General features: G+C 61.0%; 20 protein-coding genes and 2 tRNA genes. 16 read left to right on the top strand and 6 right to left on the bottom strand.

Going from position 1 to position 24,488, the window contains the following annotated elements; all coding sequences use genetic code 11:
* The first annotated feature begins 64 nt into the window (after positions 1-64).
* From GC125_RS08375 to GC125_RS08395, 5 genes are all read left to right on the top strand, one after another.
* Positions 65-1,792 (top strand): type I secretion system permease/ATPase, encoded by a 1,728-nt coding sequence (locus GC125_RS08375; RefSeq protein WP_151985271.1) that lies wholly within the window; start codon positions 65-67, stop codon positions 1,790-1,792.
* A complete protein-coding gene (locus GC125_RS08380; protein ID WP_199864512.1) occupies positions 1,782-3,092 on the top strand; it encodes an HlyD family type I secretion periplasmic adaptor subunit in 1,311 nt (436 codons plus the stop codon). Before GC125_RS08375 ends, GC125_RS08380 begins: the two co-directional genes overlap by 11 nt.
* Positions 3,089-3,754, top strand: a complete 666-nt coding sequence (locus GC125_RS08385) for a hypothetical protein (protein WP_151985273.1) — start codon at positions 3,089-3,091, stop codon at positions 3,752-3,754. The genes GC125_RS08380 and GC125_RS08385 overlap by 4 nt, the downstream gene beginning before the upstream one ends.
* Before the next feature lie 211 nt (positions 3,755-3,965).
* On the top strand, positions 3,966-4,880 hold the full coding sequence (gene ypfJ, locus GC125_RS08390) for a KPN_02809 family neutral zinc metallopeptidase (protein ID WP_151985274.1): 915 nt from the start codon (positions 3,966-3,968) through the stop codon (positions 4,878-4,880).
* Between the two features lie 145 nt (positions 4,881-5,025).
* A complete protein-coding gene (locus GC125_RS08395) occupies positions 5,026-6,720 on the top strand; it encodes a TadE/TadG family type IV pilus assembly protein (protein ID WP_151985275.1) in 1,695 nt (564 codons plus the stop codon).
* 9 nt (positions 6,721-6,729) lie between these two features.
* On the opposite strand, the gene carA is transcribed toward GC125_RS08395, so the two are convergent.
* Positions 6,730-7,941 carry a glutamine-hydrolyzing carbamoyl-phosphate synthase small subunit gene (carA, locus tag GC125_RS08400; protein WP_151985276.1) on the bottom strand — a complete coding sequence of 404 codons (1,212 nt, stop codon included), beginning with the start codon at positions 7,939-7,941 and terminating at the stop codon, positions 6,730-6,732.
* Between the two features lie 302 nt (positions 7,942-8,243).
* On the opposite strand from carA, the gene GC125_RS08405 reads away from it, so the two are divergent.
* From GC125_RS08405 to GC125_RS08425, 5 genes are all read left to right on the top strand, one after another.
* Positions 8,244-8,693, top strand: a complete 450-nt coding sequence (locus tag GC125_RS08405) for a GatB/YqeY domain-containing protein (RefSeq protein WP_151985277.1) — start codon at positions 8,244-8,246, stop codon at positions 8,691-8,693.
* Positions 8,694-8,986: 293 nt separating this feature from the next.
* A complete protein-coding gene (locus tag GC125_RS08410) occupies positions 8,987-9,226 on the top strand; it encodes a hypothetical protein (protein WP_151985278.1) in 240 nt (79 codons plus the stop codon).
* Between the two features lie 150 nt (positions 9,227-9,376).
* Positions 9,377-11,356, top strand: a complete 1,980-nt coding sequence (gene dnaG, locus GC125_RS08415) for a DNA primase (RefSeq protein ID WP_151985279.1) — start codon at positions 9,377-9,379, stop codon at positions 11,354-11,356.
* Between the two features lie 473 nt (positions 11,357-11,829).
* Positions 11,830-13,866 (top strand): RNA polymerase sigma factor RpoD, encoded by a 2,037-nt coding sequence (gene rpoD / locus GC125_RS08420; protein ID WP_151985280.1) that lies wholly within the window; start codon positions 11,830-11,832, stop codon positions 13,864-13,866.
* Positions 13,867-13,990: 124 nt separating this feature from the next.
* A complete protein-coding gene (locus GC125_RS08425) occupies positions 13,991-15,271 on the top strand; it encodes a glycosyltransferase (RefSeq protein WP_151985281.1) in 1,281 nt (426 codons plus the stop codon).
* A gap of 47 nt (positions 15,272-15,318) precedes the next feature.
* Here GC125_RS08425 and GC125_RS08430 read toward each other — a convergent pair whose 3' ends face one another.
* Entirely contained in the window at positions 15,319-15,918 is a 600-nt protein-coding gene (locus GC125_RS08430) for a TetR/AcrR family transcriptional regulator (protein ID WP_151985282.1), read from the bottom strand.
* A 65-nt stretch (positions 15,919-15,983) separates the two neighbouring features.
* On the opposite strand from GC125_RS08430, the gene GC125_RS08435 reads away from it, so the two are divergent.
* Positions 15,984-16,412 carry a VOC family protein gene (locus GC125_RS08435; RefSeq protein ID WP_151985283.1) on the top strand — a complete coding sequence of 143 codons (429 nt, stop codon included), beginning with the start codon at positions 15,984-15,986 and terminating at the stop codon, positions 16,410-16,412.
* Between the two features lie 76 nt (positions 16,413-16,488).
* On the opposite strand, the gene GC125_RS19970 is transcribed toward GC125_RS08435, so the two are convergent.
* Positions 16,489-16,695: transposase (locus tag GC125_RS19970; protein ID WP_210251654.1), on the bottom strand; the 207-nt coding region annotated here is incomplete at its 5' end.
* A 24-nt stretch (positions 16,696-16,719) separates the two neighbouring features.
* On the opposite strand from GC125_RS19970, the gene cysC reads away from it, so the two are divergent.
* The 5 genes from cysC (at position 16,720) to GC125_RS08465 (ending at position 19,828) form a co-directional block, all read left to right on the top strand.
* Positions 16,720-18,150, top strand: coding sequence for an adenylyl-sulfate kinase (cysC, locus tag GC125_RS20345; RefSeq protein ID WP_353617102.1), 1,431 nt, complete (start codon positions 16,720-16,722; stop codon positions 18,148-18,150).
* A gap of 127 nt (positions 18,151-18,277) precedes the next feature.
* The gene (locus GC125_RS08450; protein WP_151985286.1) at positions 18,278-18,898 is read left to right on the top strand and encodes a L,D-transpeptidase; all 621 of its coding nucleotides are present in this window, start codon (positions 18,278-18,280) and stop codon (positions 18,896-18,898) included.
* Positions 18,899-19,046: 148 nt separating this feature from the next.
* A tRNA-Gln gene (locus GC125_RS08455) sits at positions 19,047-19,120 on the top strand.
* Between the two features lie 78 nt (positions 19,121-19,198).
* Complete coding sequence (locus GC125_RS08460; protein ID WP_151985287.1) at positions 19,199-19,657, top strand: MaoC family dehydratase; 459 nt, start codon at positions 19,199-19,201, stop codon at positions 19,655-19,657.
* A gap of 94 nt (positions 19,658-19,751) precedes the next feature.
* Positions 19,752-19,828, top strand: a tRNA-Pro gene (locus GC125_RS08465).
* 659 nt (positions 19,829-20,487) lie between these two features.
* On the opposite strand, the gene GC125_RS19975 is transcribed toward GC125_RS08465, so the two are convergent.
* The 3 genes from GC125_RS19975 to GC125_RS08485 form a co-directional block, all read right to left on the bottom strand.
* Positions 20,488-21,234, bottom strand: a complete 747-nt coding sequence (locus GC125_RS19975) for a hypothetical protein (RefSeq protein ID WP_199864515.1) — start codon at positions 21,232-21,234, stop codon at positions 20,488-20,490.
* A gap of 84 nt (positions 21,235-21,318) precedes the next feature.
* On the bottom strand, positions 21,319-21,759 hold the full coding sequence (locus GC125_RS08480; RefSeq protein ID WP_151985288.1) for a hypothetical protein: 441 nt from the start codon (positions 21,757-21,759) through the stop codon (positions 21,319-21,321).
* 250 nt (positions 21,760-22,009) lie between these two features.
* The gene (locus tag GC125_RS08485) at positions 22,010-24,289 is read right to left on the bottom strand and encodes an MHYT domain-containing protein (protein ID WP_151985289.1); all 2,280 of its coding nucleotides are present in this window, start codon (positions 24,287-24,289) and stop codon (positions 22,010-22,012) included.
* Positions 24,290-24,488: the final 199 nt, after the last annotated feature.

The following is a 24,488-nucleotide window of genomic DNA, read 5'->3' on the forward strand; positions in this document are numbered from 1 at the left end:
TTTCGACGTGTCGCACTGCGGAATAACGTGCTTAATGTTGGGTTAATCCTTTCGGGGCGGGGCTATGTACAAGCGTAAATCTGAAGTCTCTGTCGCCAGCGCGATCCGCACCTGTCGGTCGGCGTTTCTGGGAATCTTCATCGTCAGCGCGGTGATCAACCTTTTGATGCTGACCGGCCCATTGTTCATGCTCCAAGTCTATGACCGCGTGCTGGCAAGCGGCAGCGTTCCGACGCTCATCGTTTTGTCAGGCATCGCTTTGGCGCTCTACTTGTTCAGCGGCGTGCTCGATATCCTTCGGTCCCGCGCCCTGACGCGCATCAGCATGAGGGTCTACGCGCGGCTGTCCGATCCGGTGCTTCGCGCCAATATACGGATGCCGATCGTCGGCGGCCACAAGGCGGCGGGCGTTCATCCAGGACGCGATCTCGATGCGGTGCGCCGGTTCCTGGCGTCCCCCGGTCCGGCGGCGATCTTCGATCTGCCGTTCATGCCGTTCTATTTCATGATCATCTTCCTGTTCCATTTCTGGCTCGGCATTCTGTCGCTGGTGGGCGGCCTTTTGATCTTCGGCCTAGTCGTCGCAAATGAGCTGATGTCGCGTGAACCGACGCGCGAGCTCGGCAGCCGCAGCGGCGCTCAGTCGAAGGTCATGGACAGCGCCCGGCGCAACGCCGAAGTCGTCAGCGCCATGGGTATGCTTGGACGCCTGTCGGATCGCTTTTCCGACCTCATGGCGCCACATGTGGCGGCCCAGCAGGCCGCTGCAGATCGCAGCAATTTCTTCTCATCGGCCATCAAGCTGCTCCGCCTCGTGCTGCAGTCGGCCATGCTCGGTCTGGGCGCCTATCTCGCGATCCTGCAAGAGATTACGCCCGGCGTGATGATCGCTTCTTCCATCATCATGGCCCGGGCGCTCGCGCCGATCGAACAGGCCGTCTCGCACTGGCCTTCCTTCGTGGCCTCCCGTCAGGCAACTTCGCGGCTCGACCAGGCTCTTCAGGACACCGGTGGCCAGACGGCACCCGGCGGCCTGCCTCTTCCGACCCAGGACGTAACCATTACCGAGTTGGCCACGAGTGCGCCTGGCGAGCCGGTCGTGCTGCTTCAGGGAGTGGCGCTGCAGCTGAAAGCCGGCGACGGCCTTGGCGTCATCGGCCCATCGGGCTCTGGCAAGACCAGCCTCGCCCGTGCGTTGGTCGGCGTCTGGCCGCATCTGCGAGGCGCGGTACGCCTTGATGGATCCACCTTGGATCAGTGGAACGAGGACGAGCGCAGCAAGATCATCGGCTACCTCCCGCAAGACGTCGAGCTGTTCGACGGTACCGTCGCCGACAACATTTGCCGCTTCGAGAAAAAGCCCGACATGTTGGCCATCGTTCAGGCGGCCAAGCTGGCCGGCGTTCACAGGCTGATCGCCAATCTTCCCGATGGCTATGGATGCGTGGTTGGAGATAGCGGGGCGCGGCTTTCGGCCGGCCAGCGTCAGCGTCTCGGCCTTGCGCGCGCGCTTTACGGCAACCCATTCATGATCGTGCTCGACGAGCCCAACTCCAACCTCGATATCGAGGGAGAGCAGGCACTGACTGCGGCCATCCAGGAGGTGCGCGCCCGCGGTGGGATCGTGATCGTCATCGCGCACCGCACCAGTGCGCTTTCGGCCGTCAACAAGGTTCTTATGATTCAGAATGGTCAGCAGGTCGCCTTTGGCGAACGCGATGACGTTCTCACCGGCCTTGCGGTTCTCGACCGCCCCGCCACCAACCAGAAGGCATTCAGCCATGCGGTCTGACGATCTCGACCGGGCCATCGGCGGCTCGATCACCAAGCAGCTGTCGACATCGCTGCTCGTCTGCGTCGCCCTGGTGGCGGGCTTCGGCGGCGTGGCGGCTTATGCCGAAATCAACGGTGCTGTCATCGGCTCGGGACAGATCATCGTCGAGGGGCGCACCAAGCATGTGCAGCACCCGGATGGCGGCATCATCGGCGCGATCGACGTGAACGAAGGCGATCGCGTCGAGGCAGGACAGGTTCTGTTCCGGCTCGACGATACGATGGCGCGGGCAAGCCTCGGCATCGTCGACAGCCAGCTGGAGCAGTTGTTGGCGCAGGAAGCCCGGCTTCTGGCGGAGCAGGCACGAAGCGATGGGATCATGTTCCCCGAACCGCTCCTTTCATCGTCGACCGATCGCGCTGCACTGCTGATGGACGGACAGCGGGAACTGATGACCGCTCGCCGCTTGACGCGCGAAGGCCGAAAGGCCCAGCTTGCCGAGCAGATCGGCCAGTTCGCCGAGCAGATCGCGGCGCTGGAATCGCAGCAGCAGGCAGTTGTCGAGAACATCGAACTGCTTGACGAGCAGATTGCAGACTTTGCCCATCTGCATGAGCGCGGCCTCGTGGTGGACTCCCAGATGATCACGATCCGCCGCGAGCGAGCGTCCCTGACGGGCAGCCATGCCGCGTTGACGTCCGAGATCGTAGAAATCCAGCAGGCGCGCACCGCCACTGAACTCGAGCGGGTCCAGGTCGACGAGGAATTCGACCAGGCAATCCTGACCGAACTCGACGAAAAGCGCGGCGAGATCGCGCGACTCCAGGAAGAGCGCATCACCGCCATCGACCGCATGCGCCGGCTCGATGTGCGCGCGCCGCTGACGGGCTTTTTGCATGAACTCAATGTCAGCACGATCGGCGGGATCGTACAGGCGGGCGAAACGCTTGTGAGCGTCATTCCGATGGACGACGATCTGATTGTCGAGGCGAAGCTGTCGCCCGGTGATGTCGACCAGGTAATGGCCGGGCAGATCGCGCGTATTCGCTTAACCGGGCTGAGCCAGCGCGTAACGCCCGAGCTTTCGGCAGGGGTGATCGATGTCGCGCCGGATTTGACGGTCGAGGAGCAGACCGGCCAGTCATTCTATACTGCACGTCTGCGTATTTCTGAGGATGAACTGGCCAAGGTGGGCGCCGACAAACTTCGGCCCGGCATGCCGGTAGAGGTGTTCTTCGTGACCACCCGCCGGACCATCCTCTCCTATCTGGTCAAACCGGTCACCGATCAGTTGCATCACGCGATGCGTGAGGAATGACCGGCCGTACCAATGCAGCAGCCAATAAACGCGGGGGCGTCGAAGTGGTAGAGAAGAACAGTCAGGTCGAAAGTTTCGGAACGAGCGATCTCATCCGTTTTGACGAAGGCTCAGCACAGGCGGTTGCGGTCGATAGCGAACAGACCGGGTCAGGACCATCTGGACCAGACGCCCAGGCAGGCAGCAAGCGGGTGGTGCGGCTTGGGCGCGAACGCCTTCAGGCGGCGCGCAACGTGCGACCTGTCAGCGACGTCCCGCCGTCGACGGATGATCTGCAATTGCAGATCGTCCGTCTCGCCGAGGCCGTGCGTGCCATCGAGCGATCCGAGACGCTTGAGAATTCAACGCGTCAGCTCAGCATCATGAACGACAAGTTGACGTCCATCGCGAGTTCGGTCGAGTACACCGAAGCCTATGCTTCAGTCGGTATGGCAGACCGCATCGTGGAGCGATTGGGTTCGGAGCTCAAGGATCGGCAGGGGGACCAGCGGCGCATCGAGCAACTGCGACGCATCTGCGCACTCTGCATGGTCATGGCGGTGGTGTTGGCAGTGCTGCTCGTTGCGGAGATCCGCGCCGACGTGGTGACACGAGGGGTTCCGCAACTCGCCGATACGGTTCGCGACTGGGTGGGCGCAGTGTTTTCGCGCTTCCCTCGGTGATCGGCAATCTGCCGCTGGCCGAGTTTCGGACACCCACTGCGCCTTTGTCCTCCGGTAGCCGGTCATTGACATTCCCGAGATGCAGGTCAGTCGAAGGCCTGCCTCTACGTGCGGGAATTCGCTAAGATCATCATCAACTGAATTAAGCCGGAACCAAAATGGCGTCCGGCAATTTCGGTCGATTGACGAACTTACTCGGGGAGATATCCGGATGCGTTGGCGGGGCAGGCGGCAGAGTTCCAATATCGACGACCGACGCGGTGGAGGCGGCGGGCTTGGCGGTTCGCGCATGCGCATTCCAGGCGGCATCATTCGCGGCGGACGAGGCGCTGGCGGCATAGGGTCCATCTTCGTGCTCATCGTGCTCGGCATCATCCTGTGGGCGGTCGGCATCAACCCGATGATCCTGCTCGATGGTGGGAGCGGTACCTCGACGAGCGTCGAGCAGCAGGCAGGGCCGTCGACGCAGGGTCTCGCACCCGGTCAGCGTGACGAAGCGTCGGAGTTCATCGCGACTGTGCTCGCTGAAACCGAAGACACCTGGAACGGCATCATGGAAGCCGAGGGGGCCGATTACCCGGAACCGACGCTGGTGCTCTTCGAAGGCGCAGTCTCATCGGCTTGCGGCCAGGCGAGTTCGGCCGTCGGACCGTTCTATTGTCCCAATGACCAGCAGCTTTACATCGATCTCGGCTTCTTCAACGAGTTGGCCGAGCGGTTCGACGCCGCCGGCGATTTCGCGCAGGCTTATGTCGTTGCCCATGAGGTCGGGCATCACGTTCAAAACGTGATCGGCGTTCTTCCCCAGTTCAATCAGATGCGCCAGCAGATGGGTGAGACGGAAGCCAATGCCCTTTCTGTCCGGGTCGAACTCCAGGCGGATTGTTTCGCAGGCATCTGGGGGCATTACACCGCGGAGCGCGGGTTGCTCGAAGCGGGCGACCTCGAGGAAGCGTTGAATGCCGCGACGCAGATCGGCGACGACACGCTGCAGCGGCGCACGCAAGGATATGTTGTCCCCGACAGCTTCAATCATGGGACGTCCGAGCAGCGTCGGGAATGGTTTCAGCGCGGTTTCGACAGTGGTCGTCTGGAGGACTGCGACACTTTCAATGGACAGATGTGAGCAACACATTCATTTAGAGTAATCTAATGTTATGAGAGCTTTCCGGTCTCGTTTTTACGCAGCATCGCTCTTATTCGATACTTCAGATTCACGGAAATTTTAATGCCCTCGTGTTGATTGGGTGCATCCGAGGAGATGCCCCAAAATGATGCAGCGGTTTTTGGCGAACACATCCGGCAGTTTTGCCATCATGTTCGCGCTGGTGCTTGTTCCCATCGTCGGCGCAGTTGCGCTGGCGGTCGATTATACGATCGCTTCGCGCCAACGTACCGAACTTCATAATGCGGCCGATGCCGCAGCTCTGGCGCTCGCGCGGCGTGGGTTGGAGATCGAGCAGGACGAGGCCGAGCGGGTCGCGGGCGAGTTCGTCCACGCAAATTATGCGGGGGCGTATTCCAATCTGCGCGTCGCCAAGACCGAAACGACGTGGACGGTTTCCGTCGATGCTTCCTCTCCGACGCGCTTCGCGGGCATTTTCGGAATTTCGGCGTCGGAGATTTCCGTCGAATCCGCCGCCACCTTTGCGTTGAACACCTACGAGATCGGTCTGGTCCTCGACACCACCGGCTCGATGCGGGGCGAGAAACTGGAGCGTCTCAAGGACGCTGCCACGACCTTGATCGACACGATGTCCGAGCATGATGGTGGCGACGACATGGTGAAGTTCTCGCTGGTGCCATTCTCGTCCTTCGTGAATGTCGGGCCGCAATTTGGACCGACGTTCGATGACCGAGGGAAGGTCGTGCGGCCGGCGGCGCCATGGCTCGACATGCGCGGTGCCAACCCAATCGAGCAGGTCGAACTGGCAAAAAACCTTAGCCGTTTTGAAATGTACGATCATCTTGGTCAGGAATGGGACGGCTGTATCGAGACAAGGCCGCCGCACAAGGGCACAGCTTATGACGTGACCGACACGCCGGCGAAGCGATCGGATGCACGCTCGCTGTTCGTCCCTGCCTTCTCGATCGACGAGCCCGACGACGTCAGCCGCTCTGGCAGACCGCAATATCCGAACAGCTATCTGCGCGACAATGGTGCCGATCTGCGAGACCCGCGTCAGAAACGTCTTCGGGAGAAATACAACGTCGCGCTGACCGGTACGGCCTCAGCAGGTGACGACGACGATGATGATGATGATGACGATGACGACGACGACGACGACGATGATGAAGGCGGACTGGTGGGTGGTCTTCTCGGGGCGCTGAGCGATGCTCTGTTCTATGCTCCGCCGACCATCGACACATCGAATTCGACCTTCTGGCGCGGCGAGGCATTGCCGAAGGGGCCAAACCACGATTGCCAGGTGCAGCCGATCGTTCCGCTCACAAGCGATTTCGATTTGCTCAAGGAACGGATTGGCGAGCTGACGGCCCAAGGCGCGACCAACATGATGGAGGGTGTCATGTGGGGCTGGCGGGTGCTCTCGCCGGGCGAGCCCTTCGCGGAAGGGCGTGCCAAAGCTGCTGGCGACAACGAAAAGGTCATGATCTTCCTGACCGACGGCGCCAACACTTGGAATCAGCTCGGCAACGACCTCGGCTCAACCTATTCGAGCTTCGGCTATTCGGTAGACGGCAGGCTCATCAACCCAGGGGCCGGCGTCGTGACGGTCACGAATTCGATGGACCAGAAGACGGAGGCCGGCTGCACCAACGCCAAGGCCGACGGCATCACCATCTATGTCATTCGTCTGGAATTGCAGGATACATCGACCGGCGACCTCCTGAAGCGTTGCGCGACGTCCGAAGCACACTATTTCGACGTACCGGACGCGGCCACGCTCGAGGATACCTTCAAGGAGATCGCCCAGAACATCCGGCGCGTCCGGATCAGTTCGTGAAGCGATCGATCAGGCAGCCTGCTTTGCCTGATGCGTTTCGACCATGTCCATGAACCTGCGGAACAGGTAGTGGCTGTCCTGCGGGCCGGGTGAGGCCTCTGGGTGGTGCTGGACCGAGAAGATGGGCTTGCCGTTGACCGCCAACCCGCAATTGGTGCCGTCGAACAGCGAGATATGCGTTTCCTCGACCCCTTCGGGGAGCGACTGCGTGTCGACCGCAAAGCCGTGGTTCATCGAGACGATCTCGACCTTGCCGGTGGTGAAGTCCTTGACCGGATGGTTCGCGCCGTGATGGCCCTGGTGCATTTTCACGGTTTTCCCGCCGAGCGCGAGCGCCAGCATCTGGTGTCCTAGGCAGATGCCGAAGATGGGGATGCCGCTTTCCATGAGCTTTTGGATGGTCGGAACCGCGTAGGCACCGGTAGCGGCAGGATCGCCAGGGCCGTTCGACAGGAAGATGCCGTCCGGCGACAGCGCCAAGATATCCTCGGCTTCCGTTGCGGCCGGCACGAGCGTGATGCGCGCGCCAAGCCCGGTGAGGAGGCGGAGGATGTTGCGCTTCACGCCGTAGTCGATGGCGACGATGTGCGGGCCGGTCGCGTCCTCGCCGACAGTCTCATAACCCTTGTCCCATGCCCAGGGACCTTCGTTCCAGCGCGAGGACTGACCGCTCGTGGCTTCCTTTGCCAGATCGAGATCGACGAGACCATGCCATTGGCTGGCCTTCTCCTTCAGCGCATCAATATCGAACTCGCCACGCAGATCATAAGCGATCACGGCGTTCGGCGCACCATTTTCGCGGATCCATGCCGTCAGGGCGCGCGTGTCGATGCCCGTCATGCCAACGATGCCGCGTGCCTTCAGCCAGGCATCGAGATGCTGGATGGAGCGGTAGCTCGATGGCTCGGTGACGTCGGCCTTGAAGATCGCGCCGACTGCACCGCGGCGCGCGGCCGGTGTCAGGTCCTCGATGTCCTCGTCATTTGCCCCGATATTGCCGATATGGGGGAAGGTGAAGGTGACGATCTGGCCGAGATAGGAAGGGTCGGTAAGGATTTCCTGGTATCCAGTGAGGGCGGTGTTGAAACATACCTCAGCCTCGACCGCGCCCGTTGCCCCGATACCGCGGCCCTTGATGACCGTACCGTCGGCCAGCACGAGAACCGCAGTCTGCGGTTCGGCGGTCCAAGGGGCAGGGCTTTGCACGGGGGTCGCGGTCATCGGTTCAGGTCCTTCTGTGTCCCGGTCGGCTCTTGAAGAATTGCAGCGTCAGTGCCATCTGATGCTGCTGGTGGCCGAAGCCGCGTTCCGGCCCCCAGTCATTGATGATGACAGGTAGGAGACGCGGCACTATGTGGATGCTGTGGCCGGAAAATAGAGATTGCGTTGCGGATCGTCAATGAGGCGCGCGCACCTATCGGCAAACGAAAAACTCTTATCAATACAAGTTCTTAGTTCGGCTGCCTTTGCCCGAGTGGCAATGCGCGCTATGGTTAGATGTTCAATTCCAGGAGTTCAGGGCGATGCGCGATATGTTCGCACAGTCGTTGAAAGATGCATTGAAGGCGCGGGACAGTCGCAAGGTTTCGACCCTGCGGCTTATTCAGGCTGCCATTAAGGACCGCGACATCGCAAATCGCGGCGCTGGCAAGGATCATGTGAGTGACGACGACATCACGCAGATTCTTGCCAAGATGATCAAGCAGCGCGAGGAATCGGCCAAGATCTACGATGAGGCGTCACGCTTCGAACTGGCCGAGCAGGAACGCGAGGAAATCGCGATCATCAAGGAGTTTCTGCCGGCGCAGCTTTCCGAGGCTGAGGTTGAGAAGGCGTGTGCCGAGGTCGTCGAGGAAACCGGTGCTCACGGACTGCGTGATATGGGCAAATGCATGAATGCTCTGAAGGAGCGTTATGCGGGCCAGATGGACTTCTCCAAGGCCTCCAATAAGGTCAAAGGTCTGCTGCGCTAGTCACGAAGCCGCACCGTCCGATCAACTGGACGTGCGCATGTCGAGATCGACGCCGACAACCTGCATTAGAAAGCCCGGTTCGCCGGGCTTTTTTCGTTATTGCCGTTCACAATCACTGCGGCTCACCATCCGCTCAAGTCCATGTGACGCGACCGGATCAAACGTCGAGACTATATCTTTGTCATCTGATTGTAAGCGCGGCGGTGGTCGCGGCGCTGCAGATAATCGAGGCGAGAGAAGCCGGTAATTGTACAGCTTCATTTTCGCCGTTGATCGTAAAAGGGATGACTCTGATGAAAACTCTTCTTATCTCTGCAATCGCTCTCGCTGCTCTTTCGCAGGCTTCATTTGCCCAAAGCACGCACAATCGCGTCATGTCCTTCGAAGGGCCGGTCTACGAAAGCCCGCTCGGCGGCAACCCGACCGGTATCGACCGCACGACCACCGGCAGTGTCTCGAACGATGCTCGCTCCGATGGCCCGATGAATTCTTTCGTCATGTCCACGAACGGCCCGGCTTACCTGGACAAGTAAGACAATCCAGATTGTTCGGCTCTCCAGCCGGTCCGGCACCATGCCGGACCGGCTGGAGGCGTCTAAACTATTGCAGCGTGAAGCCAGTCGGGCCATGGTCAAGCGGGGACGCGAAGTGTAGGTCACGCGATCCCAGTAGCTGGATGAACCATGCGCTTTTCACCCGCCTTTCTCGATGAGATCCGCGAACGCGTTCCTATCTCGGACGTCGTCGGCAAGCGCGTTTCCTGGGACAAGCGCAAGACGAACACCGGTCGTGGCGACTGGTGGGCCTGCTGCCCCTTCCACGGCGAGAAGTCGCCGAGCTTCCACTGCGAGGATCGCAAGGGCCGCTATCACTGCTTTGGCTGCGGGGTGTCCGGCGATCATTTCCGCTTTCTCTCCGAACTCGAAGGGCTGTCGTTTCCCGAAGCCGTCGAACGGGTCGCGGATATGGCCGGTATCGCCATGCCGATCGCCGACCCGCAGGCGGAGCGCCGCGAGCGCGAGCGCGCAAGCCTGCTCGATGTCATGGAGATGGCGGTCGCCTGGTTTCAGGATCGGTTGCAGAGCTCCGACGGCGCGAAGGCACGCTCATATTTGCGCGATCGCGGGCTGACCGGGCGGTCGTTGGAGACCTTCGGACTTGGCTATGCTCCGTCCTCTCGCAACGGACTGAAGGAGCATCTGGCATCCAAGGGGATAGAGCTGCAGCAGATGGAGGCATGCGGGCTTCTCGTCCACGGGCCCGACATTCCGGTGTCCTACGATAGATTTCGCGATCGCATCATGTTTCCGATCCTGTCCGCGCGGGAGAAGCCGATCGCCTTCGGCGGTCGTGCCATGGCTGCGGACGCACCTGCCAAATATCTGAATTCCAACGAGACCGAGCTTTTTCACAAGGGGCGGGTGCTCTACAATTTCACCCGCGCGCGGCGAGCGGCCCAACAGGCCGGTGCCAGTGGTCAGATCGTGGCGGTCGAAGGCTACATGGACGTGATCGCGTTGCATCAGGCCGGGTTCGAACAGGCGGTTGCGCCCCTGGGAACGGCGCTGACGGAAGATCAGCTGGAACTTCTGTGGCGCATCGCTCCAACGCCCGTTCTCTGCTTCGACGGCGACGGTGCGGGTCAGCGCGCGGCATTTCGCGCGGTCGATCTCGCGTTGAAGGGTCTTAAGCCCGGCCGGTCCGTCCAGTTCGCGATGCTGCCCGAGGGCAAGGATCCGGACGATCTCGTTCGTCGCGAAGGCAGGGCGCCCTTCGATGCCGTGCTCGCTGCGGCACGGCCGCTCGCCGACATGGTGTGGCTGCGCGAACTCGGTAGCGGGTCCTACGATACGCCCGAGCGGCGCGCCGAACTTGAGGCAAGGCTCAAAACCGTAACGGCGGCGATCCCGGACGACAGCGTGCGTTATCATTACGCTCAGGACATGCGCGAGCGGATGCTCGGCTATTTCCGCGCGGCACCCCAAGGGGCAGGCCAGCAGCGTGGCGGCCAGCAGGGGCGTCGATCAGGCGGCGGGAGAGCACAGAACGCGGGTGGGTTCGGGACAACGCCGGCGCGTCTGACGCCATCGGATCGCCTGACGCGTTCTGCACTGGTCCGCGGAGTCTCGGACGTGCCGGCGCTGCGCGAAAGTGCTTTGGCGCTGACCGTCGTCAATCATCCCGGGCTGATCATCGAGGAGTTCGACGAGATCACCGGCGTCGAATTCGATAATGCCGACCTCGACCGCCTCTGGAAGGCGATCCTCGGCGCCTCGACCGACAGTGCGCGCGTCGATCGCGAGCGTATGCTCGCGCATCTGGAGGCACAGGGGCTTTCCCCGCTGGTCGCCACGCTGGAGCGCCAGATCCGGAATGCGCGCCTTTGGGTAGCGACGGAAGAGGCGGCGCTCGAGGATGCGCGGGAGGGGTTCTTCCAGGCGCTGTCGCTCAACAAGCGCGCCCGCATCCTCAAGTGGCAGAAGCAGGAGCTGGAGCGCGATATCGCCGAAGCGACAGAGGCCAGCGATGGAGACCTGATCTCGACGCTGCTGATCAATCTCGAGCAGGTTCAGATGGAAATCACCCGTTTCGAGAATCAGCACGCGATCATCGATGGTTTTGGGGTGCTGTCCGGACGGTCGAAGGCCATCGCCCGAGTTTGATCGAATTCCGTCCCGTATCGAGAAGAACTTGCCCGAATAGCAGGTAAAGCATGGCGTCAGCCCTTGCGAAATGGGAGTCGCCACCTAAATCTAGGGCTGACTGTACAGCCGCTCGCAAATTGGCAGGCGCGCCACTGGCTATCGTTATTCTCGTTGCGGCGTCTGGCCGGAGTGGAAATCGGGCTAAACCGCCCTTTTTTCAGTGTGAGCCTTGACGACGACCGAATTTGTGGGAATCACCATTGCCTATGGCATTAACCCAAAATCTTACGATATTCGGGAGACCCGATTTTCCCGGAGCGGTTGCCGCAACGTCATTGGGATCGCATTTTTTGGACCCAGCGGCGTTACCTTATCAGATTGTGAACCAAAAACTTGCAGATAGCCGTGAGCGCAGCCCGCGCGCCGTAGCCGATTTGGCTTCGGAATGTGCGCCTCGCTCAATCGGCGTCGAAGGAAAGTGATCAGACCATATGGCCACAAAAGTTAAGGAAAACGAGGAAGCCGAAGTCGAACGCGAGGGTTCCGGCGATGGTCCGCTTCTCGATCTTTCCGATGACGCCGTCAAGAAGATGATCAAGGCCGCCAAGAAGCGCGGCTATGTCACCATGGACGAGCTCAATGCCGTCCTGCCTTCCGAGGAAGTCACGTCCGAGCAAATCGAAGACACCATGTCCATGCTTTCGGACATGGGCATCAATGTGGTCGAGGACGAGGAAGAGCAGGAAGAGAAGCCGGACGACAGCGCCGACGAAGAGAGCGACGGCACCGAGATTGCCACGAGCAGTGGCACTGCGCTCGCCGCCGCCAAGAAAAAAGAGCCGACCGACCGTACCGATGACCCGGTGCGCATGTATCTGCGCGAGATGGGCTCGGTCGAGCTTCTGTCGCGCGAGGGCGAAATCGCGATCGCCAAGCGCATCGAGGCTGGCCGCGAAACGATGATCGCAGGGCTTTGCGAAAGCCCGCTCACGTTCCAGGCCATCATCATCTGGCGCGACCAGCTGAACGAAGGTTCCACGCTGCTGCGCGAGATCATCGATCTCGAAACCACCTATTCCGGTCCCGAGGCCAAGGCTGCACCGCAGTTCCAGAGCGCCGAAAAGATCGAGGCCGACCGCAAGGCCGCCGAAGAAAAGGAAAAGGTGCGCCGCGAGCGCGCTGCCAGCGACGACGTGACCAATGTCGGCGGCGAGGGCCTTCCCGGCGAAGAGGAAGAGGATGACGACGATGAGTCGAACCTCTCGCTCGCCGCGATGGAAGCCGAGTTGCGCCCGCAGGTCATGGCGACCTTCGACCTGATCGCCGAGACCTACAAAAAGCTGCGCAAGCTGCAGGACCAGCAGGTGGAAGCCCGCCTTGCCGCTTCGGCCACGCTGTCTCCGAGCCAGGAACGCAGCTACAAGAAGCTGAAAGAAGAGCTGATCACGGCTGTGAAGTCGCTGGCGCTCAACCAGAACCGTATCGACAGCCTTGTCGAGCAGCTCTACGACATCAATAAGCGCCTCATGCAGAATGAAGGTCGCTTGCTGCGTCTGGCCGAGAGCTATGGCGTCAAGCGTGAGTCCTTCCTCGAAGAGTATCGCGGCGCAGAGCTCGACCCGAACTGGATGAAGTCGATCGCCAACCTTTCGGCCAAGGGTTGGAAGGAATTCGCCAAGAGCGAGAATGGCGCGATCAAGGATCTTCGCGGCGAAATCCAGAATCTCGCGACCGAGACCGGCATCTCGATCACCGAGTTCCGTCGTATCGTGAACATGGTGCAGAAGGGCGAGCGCGAAGCCCGCATCGCCAAGAAGGAGATGGTGGAAGCCAACCTCCGTCTCGTGATTTCGATCGCCAAGAAGTACACCAACCGCGGTCTGCAGTTCCTGGATCTCATCCAGGAAGGCAATATCGGCCTGATGAAGGCCGTGGATAAGTTCGAGTACCGCCGCGGTTACAAGTTCTCCACTTATGCGACGTGGTGGATCCGGCAGGCGATCACCCGTTCGATCGCCGACCAGGCGCGCACCATCCGTATTCCGGTGCACATGATCGAGACGATCAACAAGATCGTCCGGACATCGCGTCAGATGCTGCACGAAATCGGCCGCGAACCGACGCCGGAAGAGCTGGCCGAAAAGCTCGCTATGCCGCTCGAAAAGGTCCGTAAAGTCCTGAAGATCGCCAAGGAGCCGATCTCGCTCGAAACGCCTGTCGGCGACGAGGAAGATTCGCACCTCGGCGATTTCATCGAGGACAAGAATGCGATCCTGCCGATCGATGCGGCAATCCAGGCGAACTTGCGTGAAACCACCACGCGCGTGCTCGCTTCGTTGACGCCGCGTGAAGAGCGCGTGCTGCGCATGCGTTTCGGCATTGGCATGAACACCGACCACACGCTGGAAGAAGTTGGCCAGCAGTTCTCGGTAACGCGCGAACGTATTCGCCAGATCGAGGCGAAGGCACTGCGCAAGCTCAAGCACCCGAGCCGGTCGCGCAAGCTGCGGAGCTTCCTCGACAGCTGATGCGGTCGTCCTTCGGGTAACCGCGTGACCTACCTAGTCTGGAAACGGAAACATTTCCTCCAGGCTAGGGGGTTGCCTCTTACTTGCATATTGCATTTTAAGCTCTCTCTTTAAAAGCTCTGTGATGTTGTACTTCGATATCACAGAGCTTTACGTCCTGGCCCATAGTAAACTCAAATACTATGGAATTGCGCGCGTCGTTGCTGAGCTGGCCTACGAGGTCCATCTGCTTCGACCGGACACCAAGTTCGTCGTCTTTGACGAAACGCGCGGCATTTTTCTTCTGGCGCGTCCCCGGTTCGGCCGGGCTTCGCTGAACGGTCTCGTCGATCCCAACGTTCCTACCTCCGCCATTCCAAGGCTCTTGAAGGGCCGCAAGGCCGGCCGCAATCTGGTCGGAAGCACCTATGCGAAAGTGTTCGACATCTTTCGTCGGGTAGCCAACCGGAGACTCTGCCGTGAGCTCGATCTCCACATGCCACCCCATGTACCTAACGGGGGCGTCCTCTTCTCGGCTGCCCGGCCGCGTCTCATCGCGCAGTACATCGAGTCCTTGCGCAAGACCGGGTCGCTTACGCAACTCGTGCCGCTTCTGCACGACGTCATTCAGCTTCATGAGCAGATCCCCGCCTCCAAGCGTCATGCGTTAACGTTCCTGGCCGACAACAACGAGATCCTTCGACAGACGCGCCTTATCCTCGCTAACTCGCAGTTTACAGCCAAGGACATCGCAGAGAAATCGCGTGCGGGTGTGCTCGCGCCATTGCCGGAGATGGCCGTCGTGCCGCTTGCGCACGAATGCAGGGATGACGGGGAACAGCCGACGATTGTCCTACCCGACAGGCCATACATCATGGGTGTCGGCATCACGCTTGGCCGCAAGAATCTCGATCTGGTGTTCGAGGCACAACGGCTCCTGCTCGCCAAGGGCCAGCGGCCACCGCTGATGGTCATCGCCGGTGTCAACAAGCCGCGTACAATGGCGAGGCTCGCCCAAGCTCCATATCGCGGACTGGCCGAGCACTTTCTCCTGGTTAACAGCCCGACGCAGGCAAACCTGATCGCGCTCTATCGAAATGCGCTCGCCACGGTGACGCCAAGCCGGCTGGAGGGCTGGGGTCTACCTGTCGGTGAGTCTTTGTGGCTGGGCACGCCTGCGATCGCAGCCAAAGCGTCCAGCCTGCCGGAGGTGGGTGGAGATCTCGCTTGCTATATCGATCCTGATTCACCGCAGGACCTCGCCGAATTGCTCGAGCGGCTTCTCACTAACGAGATCTATCGCGAAACGCTCGTGGCCAAAATTCGCGCAAGGCATTCGACCTTGCGAAGCTGGCGTGACGTCGCCGTTGATCTCCTGGCCGCTTTGCCGCTCGAAATGCCTGAAAGTGCAGCGCATTCGGCTTGAAGTCGCTGGATCCAGATGCGTGTCTGGCGTCTTTCTTTCAGTTCACGCTATTTTTTGCCTTGGGTCAGGCCTTCAATCAATGCGCCCAACGCGGCGCGATGGTCATCGGCGTCGTCGCCCATTTCGATACCGAGCGCCGCTGCGTCGAAAGCTGCCGACAACTGTGACGTCAAAGCGCCGACGGGGAGGGCAGGTAACGCGCCGTTCGCGATCGCTTCCTCGATGCCCTCGCGCAGCGCCTTGCGCGCATGACGTTCATCGATCGTGCGCATCGTCGTTGGCCCTAAAACCGCGGGTCCATCGAGAAGCAGAAGCCGGGTGCGGCCTGGTTCGTTCATGGCGGTGACGAAAGCTTCTCCGCCCTTGATGAGCGCGCCGATTGCGGTCGGCTCGTCGACGCTCGACGCGCCGATCGAGCGCGCTACGGCCTCCGCCTCAGCCTCCACCACCGCCTGGAAGAGCGCCTTTTTGTCCTCGAAATGGTGATAGAGCGCGCCGCGCGTCACGCCTGCGGCGGCAACGATCTCGGGAGTCGATGTTTCCGCATAGGATTTGGCGAGGAAAAGTGCCCGCCCGGCTTCGAGAAGAGCGCTGCGCATCGCGTGGCTGCGCGCTTCATTCGTTATACGAGGTCGTCTCTCTTGCATACATTCAGCCTGTATGTTATTTACGTGCAATCAGTATGTATGTTTCTAGAGAAAGAGGGAAGACCATGCACATCAAAAGCTATTATCCCGTCATCATGACGGACCAAGTGACCCACACCGCCGCGTTCTATCAAACGCATTTCGGCTTCGAGCCGGCGTTCACGAGTGATTGGTATGTGCATTTGACGATGCCCGAGCAACCCGACGTCAACCTGGCTGTCCTGGAGCGCAATCATGAAACCATTCCGCAGAGCGCGCGGGGAGGATCGGCATCGGGGCTGCTCCTGAACTTCGAAGTCGACGATGTCGATGCGGAATGGGAGCGGCTTCAAAGTGCCGGCTTGCCCATGCTGCTTTCGATCCGCGACGAGGCATTCGGCCAACGTCATTTCATTACGGCTGATCCGAATGGCGTTCTGATCGACGTCATCAAGCCCATCGCGCCGGCAGCGGATTTCGCTGACGCCTATGCTCCGGGATCGGCCGCGTCATAGCTTGAGTGTTAGCATTTGCTACAGCGCCGTTACGGAAAATTCACCAGCGATAGTGCCTAGGCTCAGGACTCATTGATCAGAGCCAGAAGATGACGGCGGCTGCGATGCAGATGGCCGAGAAGAAGGTGTGGGCACATCGGTCGTAGCGGGTTGCGATGCGCCGCCAGTCCTTGAGCTTGGCGAAAAGGTTCTCGACCTTGTGGCGCTGGCGGTAGAGGGCCGTGTCGTAGGCGTAGGGGATTTTGCGGCTTCGGCTCGACGGGATGCATGGCTCGATGCCTCGNCGCTGCTCGGCATCCGCCACATCGTGCTGGCCGTGAACAAGATCGACCTGGTCGATTTTTCGCAGGAGCGCTTCGAGGCGATCCGGCGCGACTACGAGGCATTTGCCGCTTCGCTGGGTTTCCGCTCCATCGTGGCGATTCCGCTCTCGGCCCGCTTCGGCGATAATGTGATCGCCCAATCGGAAAACATGGCCTGGTATGACGGGCCGTCCCTGCTGGGACACCTGGAAACGGTGAATGTCGACGACGATCTCGCCGGCAAGCCGTTTCGTTTCCCGGTCCAGTTCGTCAGCCGGCCGCATCTCAATTTCCGTGGCTTCCAGGGCCAGGTCGCGTCCGGCCGCGTTGCGGTTGGAGACACCGTCGCCGTTGCCAAATCCGGCGTGACGACGCGCATCAAGCGCATCGTCACCATGGCGCCCGACGGCACCGATCTCGATCTCGAAGAAGCGCGTGACGGACAGAGCGTCACCTTCGTGCTGGCCGACGAAGTCGACTGTTCGCGCGGCGACATGCTGGTTGATCCGCAGGCTGCGCCGGTGATCGCAGACCGGTTCGATGCCCGTCTCGTCTGGTTCGCCGAGCGTGCGCTCGTGGCCGGTCGCCAGTATATCCTGCGCACCGAGACTGACCAGACCGCGGCGGCCGTGGCGGTGCTTCAGAACCGGATCGACATTTCCCAGCTCGAAGAGGTGAAGGCCGATACGCTTGCCCTGAACGACGTGGGTACCGTGACGATCGCCGCGCAGCGCCCGATCGCCTTCGATCCATATCGTGCCAACCGCGCGACAGGCGCCTTCATCCTGATCGACCGCATATCCAACCAGACGGTTGCGGCCGGCATGATCACGGCACAGGCGAATGGGTCTGCAGGGCAGCACCGCCTCTTCGACGTGACGCAGAAGGACCGCGCCGCCATAAAGCACCAGAAACCGGCGATCCTCTGGTTCACCGGGCTTTCAGGCGCAGGCAAGAGCACGATCGCCAACACGCTCGAGCGGCGCCTGCATGGCCTTGGGTTGCACACCTATGTGCTGGATGGCGCCAACACGCGCCAGGGCCTCAATCGCGGTCTTGGTTTCGACGCGGCAAGCCGTCGCGAGGAAGTGCAGCGCATTGCCCATGTGGCGAAGTTGATGGCCGATGCCGGCCTGGTCGTCATGGCGTCCTTCATCTCGCCGCTGCGGGAAGAACGCCAGATTGCCCGCGATATCGCCGGAGACAACGCATTCCTCGAAATCTTCGTCGATGCCGACCTCGAGGACTGCATGCAGCGCGACCCGAAGGGCTTTTACAAGCTTGCGCTCGAGGGTGAGTTGAAGCACTTCACCGGCGTGGACGAGCCCTACGAAGCCCCGGATGCGGCCGATGTGCATCTGCGCGTCAAGGGTCGCACGCCGGAGGAACTGGCCGCCGAGATCGAAGCCGCCTTGAAGGCCAAAGGTCTGCTGTAGCCGCTCGATGTAGAACGGACGGGATGGATGCGGCAACGATAAGTGACTGCTTCCATCGAAACCAAGCGTTAACCACGACCCCGTATTCAGTTAACGATTACGGGGATCAAGGTTATTTGGGGGCACTATGTCGATCACACGCAGAGGCATTCTTTTCGGGATGCCACTCTTCCTGGGCGCCTGCACCGCGTCGTCGGAATATCAGACGGCCCGGCTGAACTATGCGGCGCTGCCGGAAGAGCGGTTCCCCCTCGATGCCGTGCCGCTGCAGGAGATCGACCCGGAGCTGCGCCGCCAGGAAGTCGCCTTCGACGGCGACTACGAGGCCGGTACCGTCGTGGTCAACACCCCTGAACGCCGGCTCTACTACGTGCTGGGCGGCGGCAGGGCGCTTCGCTATGGCATCGGCGTCGGACGCGAAGGGCTCGCTTTGCGGGGCAACGCCACCGTCGGACGCAAGGCCGAATGGCCGAGCTGGACCCCGACGGCCAATATGATCCGGCGCGATTCGCGCAATCTTCAGTTCGCCTCCGGTGTTCCTGGCGGCCCGACCAACCCGCTCGGCGCGCGTGCGCTCTATCTTTATCGCAATGGCCGCGACACCATGTTCCGTATCCACGGCACCAACCAGCCGCGGTCCATCGGCCAGGCCATGTCGAGCGGCTGCGTGCGCATGCTGAACCACGACGTGATCGATCTTTACGAGCGCGTTCCGACCGGCAGCCGCGTCGTTGTGATCCAGGCCTGATCAAGCGCCTGCCGCGGATCGAGGAGGTATTCCTCGACGCGGCATCCCGCCCGCGATCGACCCTGTGAAATTTGTGATCCGCTCTTGATTCCTGCCGGGATCAAGGTAAACCGGCCACGGTCGCATTGCCCGAAGGGCAAGCCGCCATTGGGGCGTAGCCAAGCGGTAAGGCAGCGGTTTTTGGTACCGCCATCCCTGGTTCGAATCCAGGCGCCCCAGCCATTTCCAGATTGATCGACACTTCCCCGATTTGTCCCAACAGCTTAAGCCTGTTGGCGACAATGGATGATGGAGGTCGTCATGGCCGGTCTTTTCTACGAGCAATTCAGCGTCGGCATGACGTTCGATCATGCGATCCGTCGCACTGTCACCGAGATGGACAATGTTCTGTTCTCGGCGATGACCCATAATCCTGCGGCACTGCATCTCGATGAGCACTATTGCCAGACGCAGACGGAATTCGGCCAACGGATCGTCAACAGCGCGTTCACGCTGGGGCTGATCGTGGGCATTTCGGTGGGCGACACCACCCTGGGCACGACGGTTGCGAACCTTGGATGGGACGAGGTGCGTTTTCCAAGGCCGCTCTTCCACGGCGACACTGTGCATGTGCGCTCGACCGTGCACGAGATGCGCGAAAGCCGCTCCAGGCCGGAATGCGGGGTTGTGATTTTTTGGCATGAAGGGTTCAACCAGAAGGATGAATCGATCGCCACATGCAAACGCTCGGCGCTCATGCTGCGCAAACCGATGGAATGAGCAGCCGAGATGCACCGAATTTCCTCCAACCGTGATTTTCCGGCTTGCATCGAACAGACCAAATCGCTAGTGAAACCGGGCCTTCGGGCCATGTCGGAGTGTAGCGCAGCCTGGTAGCGCACCTCGTTCGGGACGAGGGGGTCGCAGGTTCAAATCCTGCCACTCCGACCATCATTTCCCGCCTGTTTGATCCCGTTTTTTGGCGCCTTTGCGCGAACGTCATCGGTGCTTCTGGACGTTTGACCCCGCAGCTGCCTGACGACAACGGCCACAGGCCGGCGTTGAACTCAACGCGTCAATCAGGTTCAAATTTCGCTTATGCGGCGAGAAGCCTCCGGCACTTGCATCTCTACCCATGCTGACAGCTGTCAGCGCCGGATCTGCAACAGGTCTTTCGCAACTCCGAGACGGGGTCGTCGGACAAAATTCCGCAAAAGTGACCATTCCGATCAGACCAAGGTCGTCGATTGCCGATCCTCAAGGTCGCCATTCACTTACGTCCAAGTGCTCCAATACAACGCGACCTTGTATGCTCGATAAAAAGCCCGTCTGACGGGATGATCCCCGCACGCTCAAGTATTTCCCGCCTCTGATGAAAGTCCGAGGGGTAAACCGACATGATGCATGCGGCTCGATCAGGCAATTATGCTTGGCGATTATTAGGATCAGATAAAATGGCGATCGGCAGACTTAAATTCGCACGCGCTGCGGCGCTCGGTGGTGTTGTGCTGATGGGCAGTAGTATTGCTGCTCATAGTCAGATGTTTACGACGGCGGAGTGGCGCCTGGCGGCGGACCAGGCTTGCCAGGCCGCTCTCGATAGCGGTTCATCAGCGATGCTGGAGGACTTTCTCGATCAGTATCGGCGAGCGAGAACGCCCTGCAACGTCGTCGCGTCGACTGCCCAAGCGGAGAACGCGAATGGTGGGGAAAATTCCGACCAGCCCGGCAACGGGAATGACGGCGGGAATGACGGCGGCCCCGGGGAGGACGGCGGCCCCGGGGATGACGGCGGCCCCGGTGATGGCGGTGACGACGGCGGGGACGGTGAAGGTCCCGGCGACGGAGATGGCGACGGGCCTGGCGATGGTGACGGCCCAGGCGATGGTGATGGCCCAGGGGGTGGCGACGGTCCCGGTGATGGCGACGGTCCCGGTGATGGTGATGGTGACGGCGGCCACGGTGGTGGCGACGACGGCGGCCACGGTGGTGGTCACGGCGGAGGCCATGGCGGCGGCCACGGGGGTGGCGATGATGGAGGCCATGGTGGTGGTCACGGTGGTGGCGATGATGGAGGCCATGGTGGTGGTCACGGTGGTGGCGATGACGGCGGCCACGGTGGTGGTCACGGCGGAGGCCATGGCGGCGGCCACGGGGGTGGCGATGATGGAGGCCATGGTGGTGGTCACGGTGGAGGCCATGGCGGCGGCCACGGGGGTGGCGATGATGGTGGTCACGGTGGTGGCGATGATGGTGGCCACGGTGGTGGCGATGATGGTGGCCACGGTGGTGGCGATGATGGTGGCCACGGTGGTGGTCACGGCGGAGGCTATGGTGGCGGTCATGATGGTGGCCATGGCGGCGGCCATGGTGGTGGTCGCGGAGGTTATGGAGACTGAAAGGTAAAGCTCGGCGGTGCGGGGAAGCGCTTCTTGAGCGCGCTACAACGTCCGGCAATCTGGCAGAAATTGCCGGGCGTAGTCGTACCCCATGGACTTCAGATGCTGCGTCAGTCCGCCGTGATCCGAAATCCAATCACGCACCCAATTGGGGTAGGAGCTCAGCATCATCTGGGCGACTGCCTCATTGGCTTTTGGGTTTCCCCCATGAGGAAGGTGAAATCCGAAAACGGCATTTTCGACGACGCAAGCGCGTGTTTCTGGAATGGCTAGGTAGAGCGTACAGGCCGAATCACACCGACCGACAAACCGGACTTGGCGGTCCGATCGGATCAACTGTTTCACCTTGATCGCATAGAGGGCGACATATCCACCGCGATCGTCGCGCACGTAGAAATCGTCTGGAGATGGGTTTGAGCGAGCCGTCTGCGCACTGCAGACGACCCATGCCGTTGCGATCGCTAATGCAACGAGCAGACGCATTCGCTTATCGCGCTGTAGGACCAGCTGATGTCTCCGAAGCAGCATAATTGAATATGCTTATCAGCTAAATCATTAAGAAATCGCCCGCTAGACACATAGTTTTTCGGGCTGTCTCATCCCGTTTCGCATGGTCGCGAAATGGCGATGGATACCGTCATCAGGCGCTGATTCAACAAGCTGCAGCGCAATCAGTCGCCGATCAGAGCGCGCGACGCCGACATTTCTATTTCAGTGGCCCACGGTCATTTTTTTAGTGGATAGACGTCAGCGTCGTCGCTGCGGCCTGGGGATCTGGCCCCTTCATGAGCGCGCTCGTCACCGCGTCCCTCAGCTGGTCGTGCGTGAACGGCTTGCCGAGCATCGGCAGTTTGAGCTGCTCGTTTTCGGGAATTTCCGCGTAGCCGGTCACCACGAGGATGGGCAGATCAGGACGGCGCTGGCGGATCGCGCGGGCGAGCTCAGTTCCGGTCATGCCGGGCATGGCGTGGTCGGTCACGAGCAACTCGATGGCGGCGTCCTTTTCCAACATGTCCAGCGCCATGCTGCCGGATGAAGCCTCCATGACGTCGTGGCCGAGTTCCTGCAGAAGATCAACGGTGTTCATCAGGACGAGGAAGTCGTCGTCGACGGCGAGGATCTTGAGCGGCCGCGAAATCTCCTGATGCGCCGGCATCGCTGTATCGGCGGCGCCAACCTCTTCGTCGGCTGCCGGCAGCCAGAGCGTCGCGAGCGTGCCGGTGCCGAATTCGCTTTGAAGCACCAAGGCGCCGCCGGATTGTTCTGCGAAGCCATGCACCATGGACAGGCCAAGCCCGCTGCCGCGTTCGAGGCCTTTGGTCGTGAAAAACGGATCGCGGGCCCGTGCCAGCGTCTGCGGGTCCATGCCGATTCCATCATCGGCGATGTCCAGACGGACGTAGGCGCCGGGCCTCAGGCCGTCGACGTTGCCGCTCTGCAGATGGCGGCGTGTGGCGGAAAAGCGGACCGTGCCGCCGTCCGGCATGGCGTCCTTTGCGTTGACGGCGAGATTGATGATGCTGATTTCGAGCTGGTGCGCATCCACCTGCGCCGTCGCGCCCTGCGGATCGAAATTCGTGTCGAACTGGATCTGCGGGCCAAGCGAGCGCTGCAGCGTGGATCGTATGGATTGGAAGAGATGTGGCACCGAGACCGGTTCGGCCTGCAGCATCTGCTGACGCGCGAAGGACAGCATGTGCTGGGTCAGCACCGAGCCCCGCCGCGCGCCCTGCATCGCATTCTCGATCAGGGCCGTCGCCCGATCGTCCTGCGCGTAGCGGCGTTGGAGAAGTTCGAGATTGCCGAGAACCACCGACAGAAGATTGTTGAAGTCATGGGCGATGCCGCCGGACAGCTTGCCGATCGCTTCCATTTTCTGCGTCTGACGCAACGCTTCTTCCGCACGCTTGCGGGCCGTCACGTCGATCAGGCCGCCGGAGATCGACAGGGTGTCGCCATCGCTTTCTAAGCGCGACGACATCAAAACGTCGATAGGCACGCCGTCCTTCGTGCGGAAACGATATTCCACGTCGTCCATCGCCTGGCCTTGCAACAGAAGCGGCCAATCGTGATCGAGAAATTTCTGCGCTGAATCCGGCTCCATGAAGAAGGTGAGACGTTCTCCGTGCACGTCGTTCCGGCTCTGACCGAGAAGCTGCAGCCAAGCGTCGCTTGCTTCCAGGATGATGCCTTTGCTGGACAGAGAATGCAGCGGCAAAGGCGTATGGCGGTAAAGCGCGCGGAACTGTTCTTCGCTGCGGCGAAGCCGGTGCGCTTCCTGCGCTGCCATCTGAGCAAGGCGTCGATCGACGATGGCGGCGGCGAGCGCCAACGCCAGAATGACGAAGGTGATGACGGCGACGCCTACGGCGAGATTGGCATGGTCCAGTCCGAAGCCCGTGATAGCCTGCTCGGACTCGGGGGAAGGTACGAAGTGCGCCGCATGCATGCCAGCGTAATGCATGCCTGAAACGGCAGCTCCCATCGCCAGCGCTGCGCCAAAACGCAGGATGGGGCGTGTCTCGACGAGCGCAAGCCAAAGGGCCGCGATCGATGCCCCGATGGCGATGACGACTGAGATGCCGACCCAGACGGGATCGTAATGCATCTCCATGGGCATGCGCATTGCGGCCATGCCCGTGTAGTGCATCGTCAGGATACCGGCGCCCATGAGGAGACCGGCGACGAGAAGTGGCCGAACGCCGCCATCGACATTCCGTGCGACCGCAAAGCCGAGTCCTGTTACGCCGATGGCCAGAACCAGCGAAAAGAGCGTCAGAGCCGCGTCGTAGGTAATTTCTATGCCGGGCAGCGACAGCGCGAGCATCGCGATGAAGTGCATCGACCAGATGCCGCCGCCCATGGCGAGTGCTGCCGTGCCGAGCCATGCCATCGATGCGCGATTGCTGGCGGCGGCCCTCAGCCGCCCGGCCAGGTCCAGTGCCGTGTAGGAAGCCGCGATGGCGATCAGGATCGAGAGCGCGACGAGGGCGGGATCGTGATGGCCATGCATTCTTTAATTTTTCCGACGGGCAGCTTGTCCGGGCTTTAGCACCTAAAGCGACAGCTTACGAAGTCAATTCGCGAGCAATGGTCCGATCGTGCAATAACATGGATTAACCCGGGTAAGCTGAGAGACGCTTTTCTTTCCGCTGTATATTCTTTAGCACTATCTCATCAATCCGTCACACGTCATGGGCCTTGTCATCTGA

This window comes from Rhizobium sp. EC-SD404 (assembly GCF_902498825.1).
Taxonomy (GTDB): Bacteria; Pseudomonadota; Alphaproteobacteria; order Rhizobiales; family Rhizobiaceae; genus Georhizobium.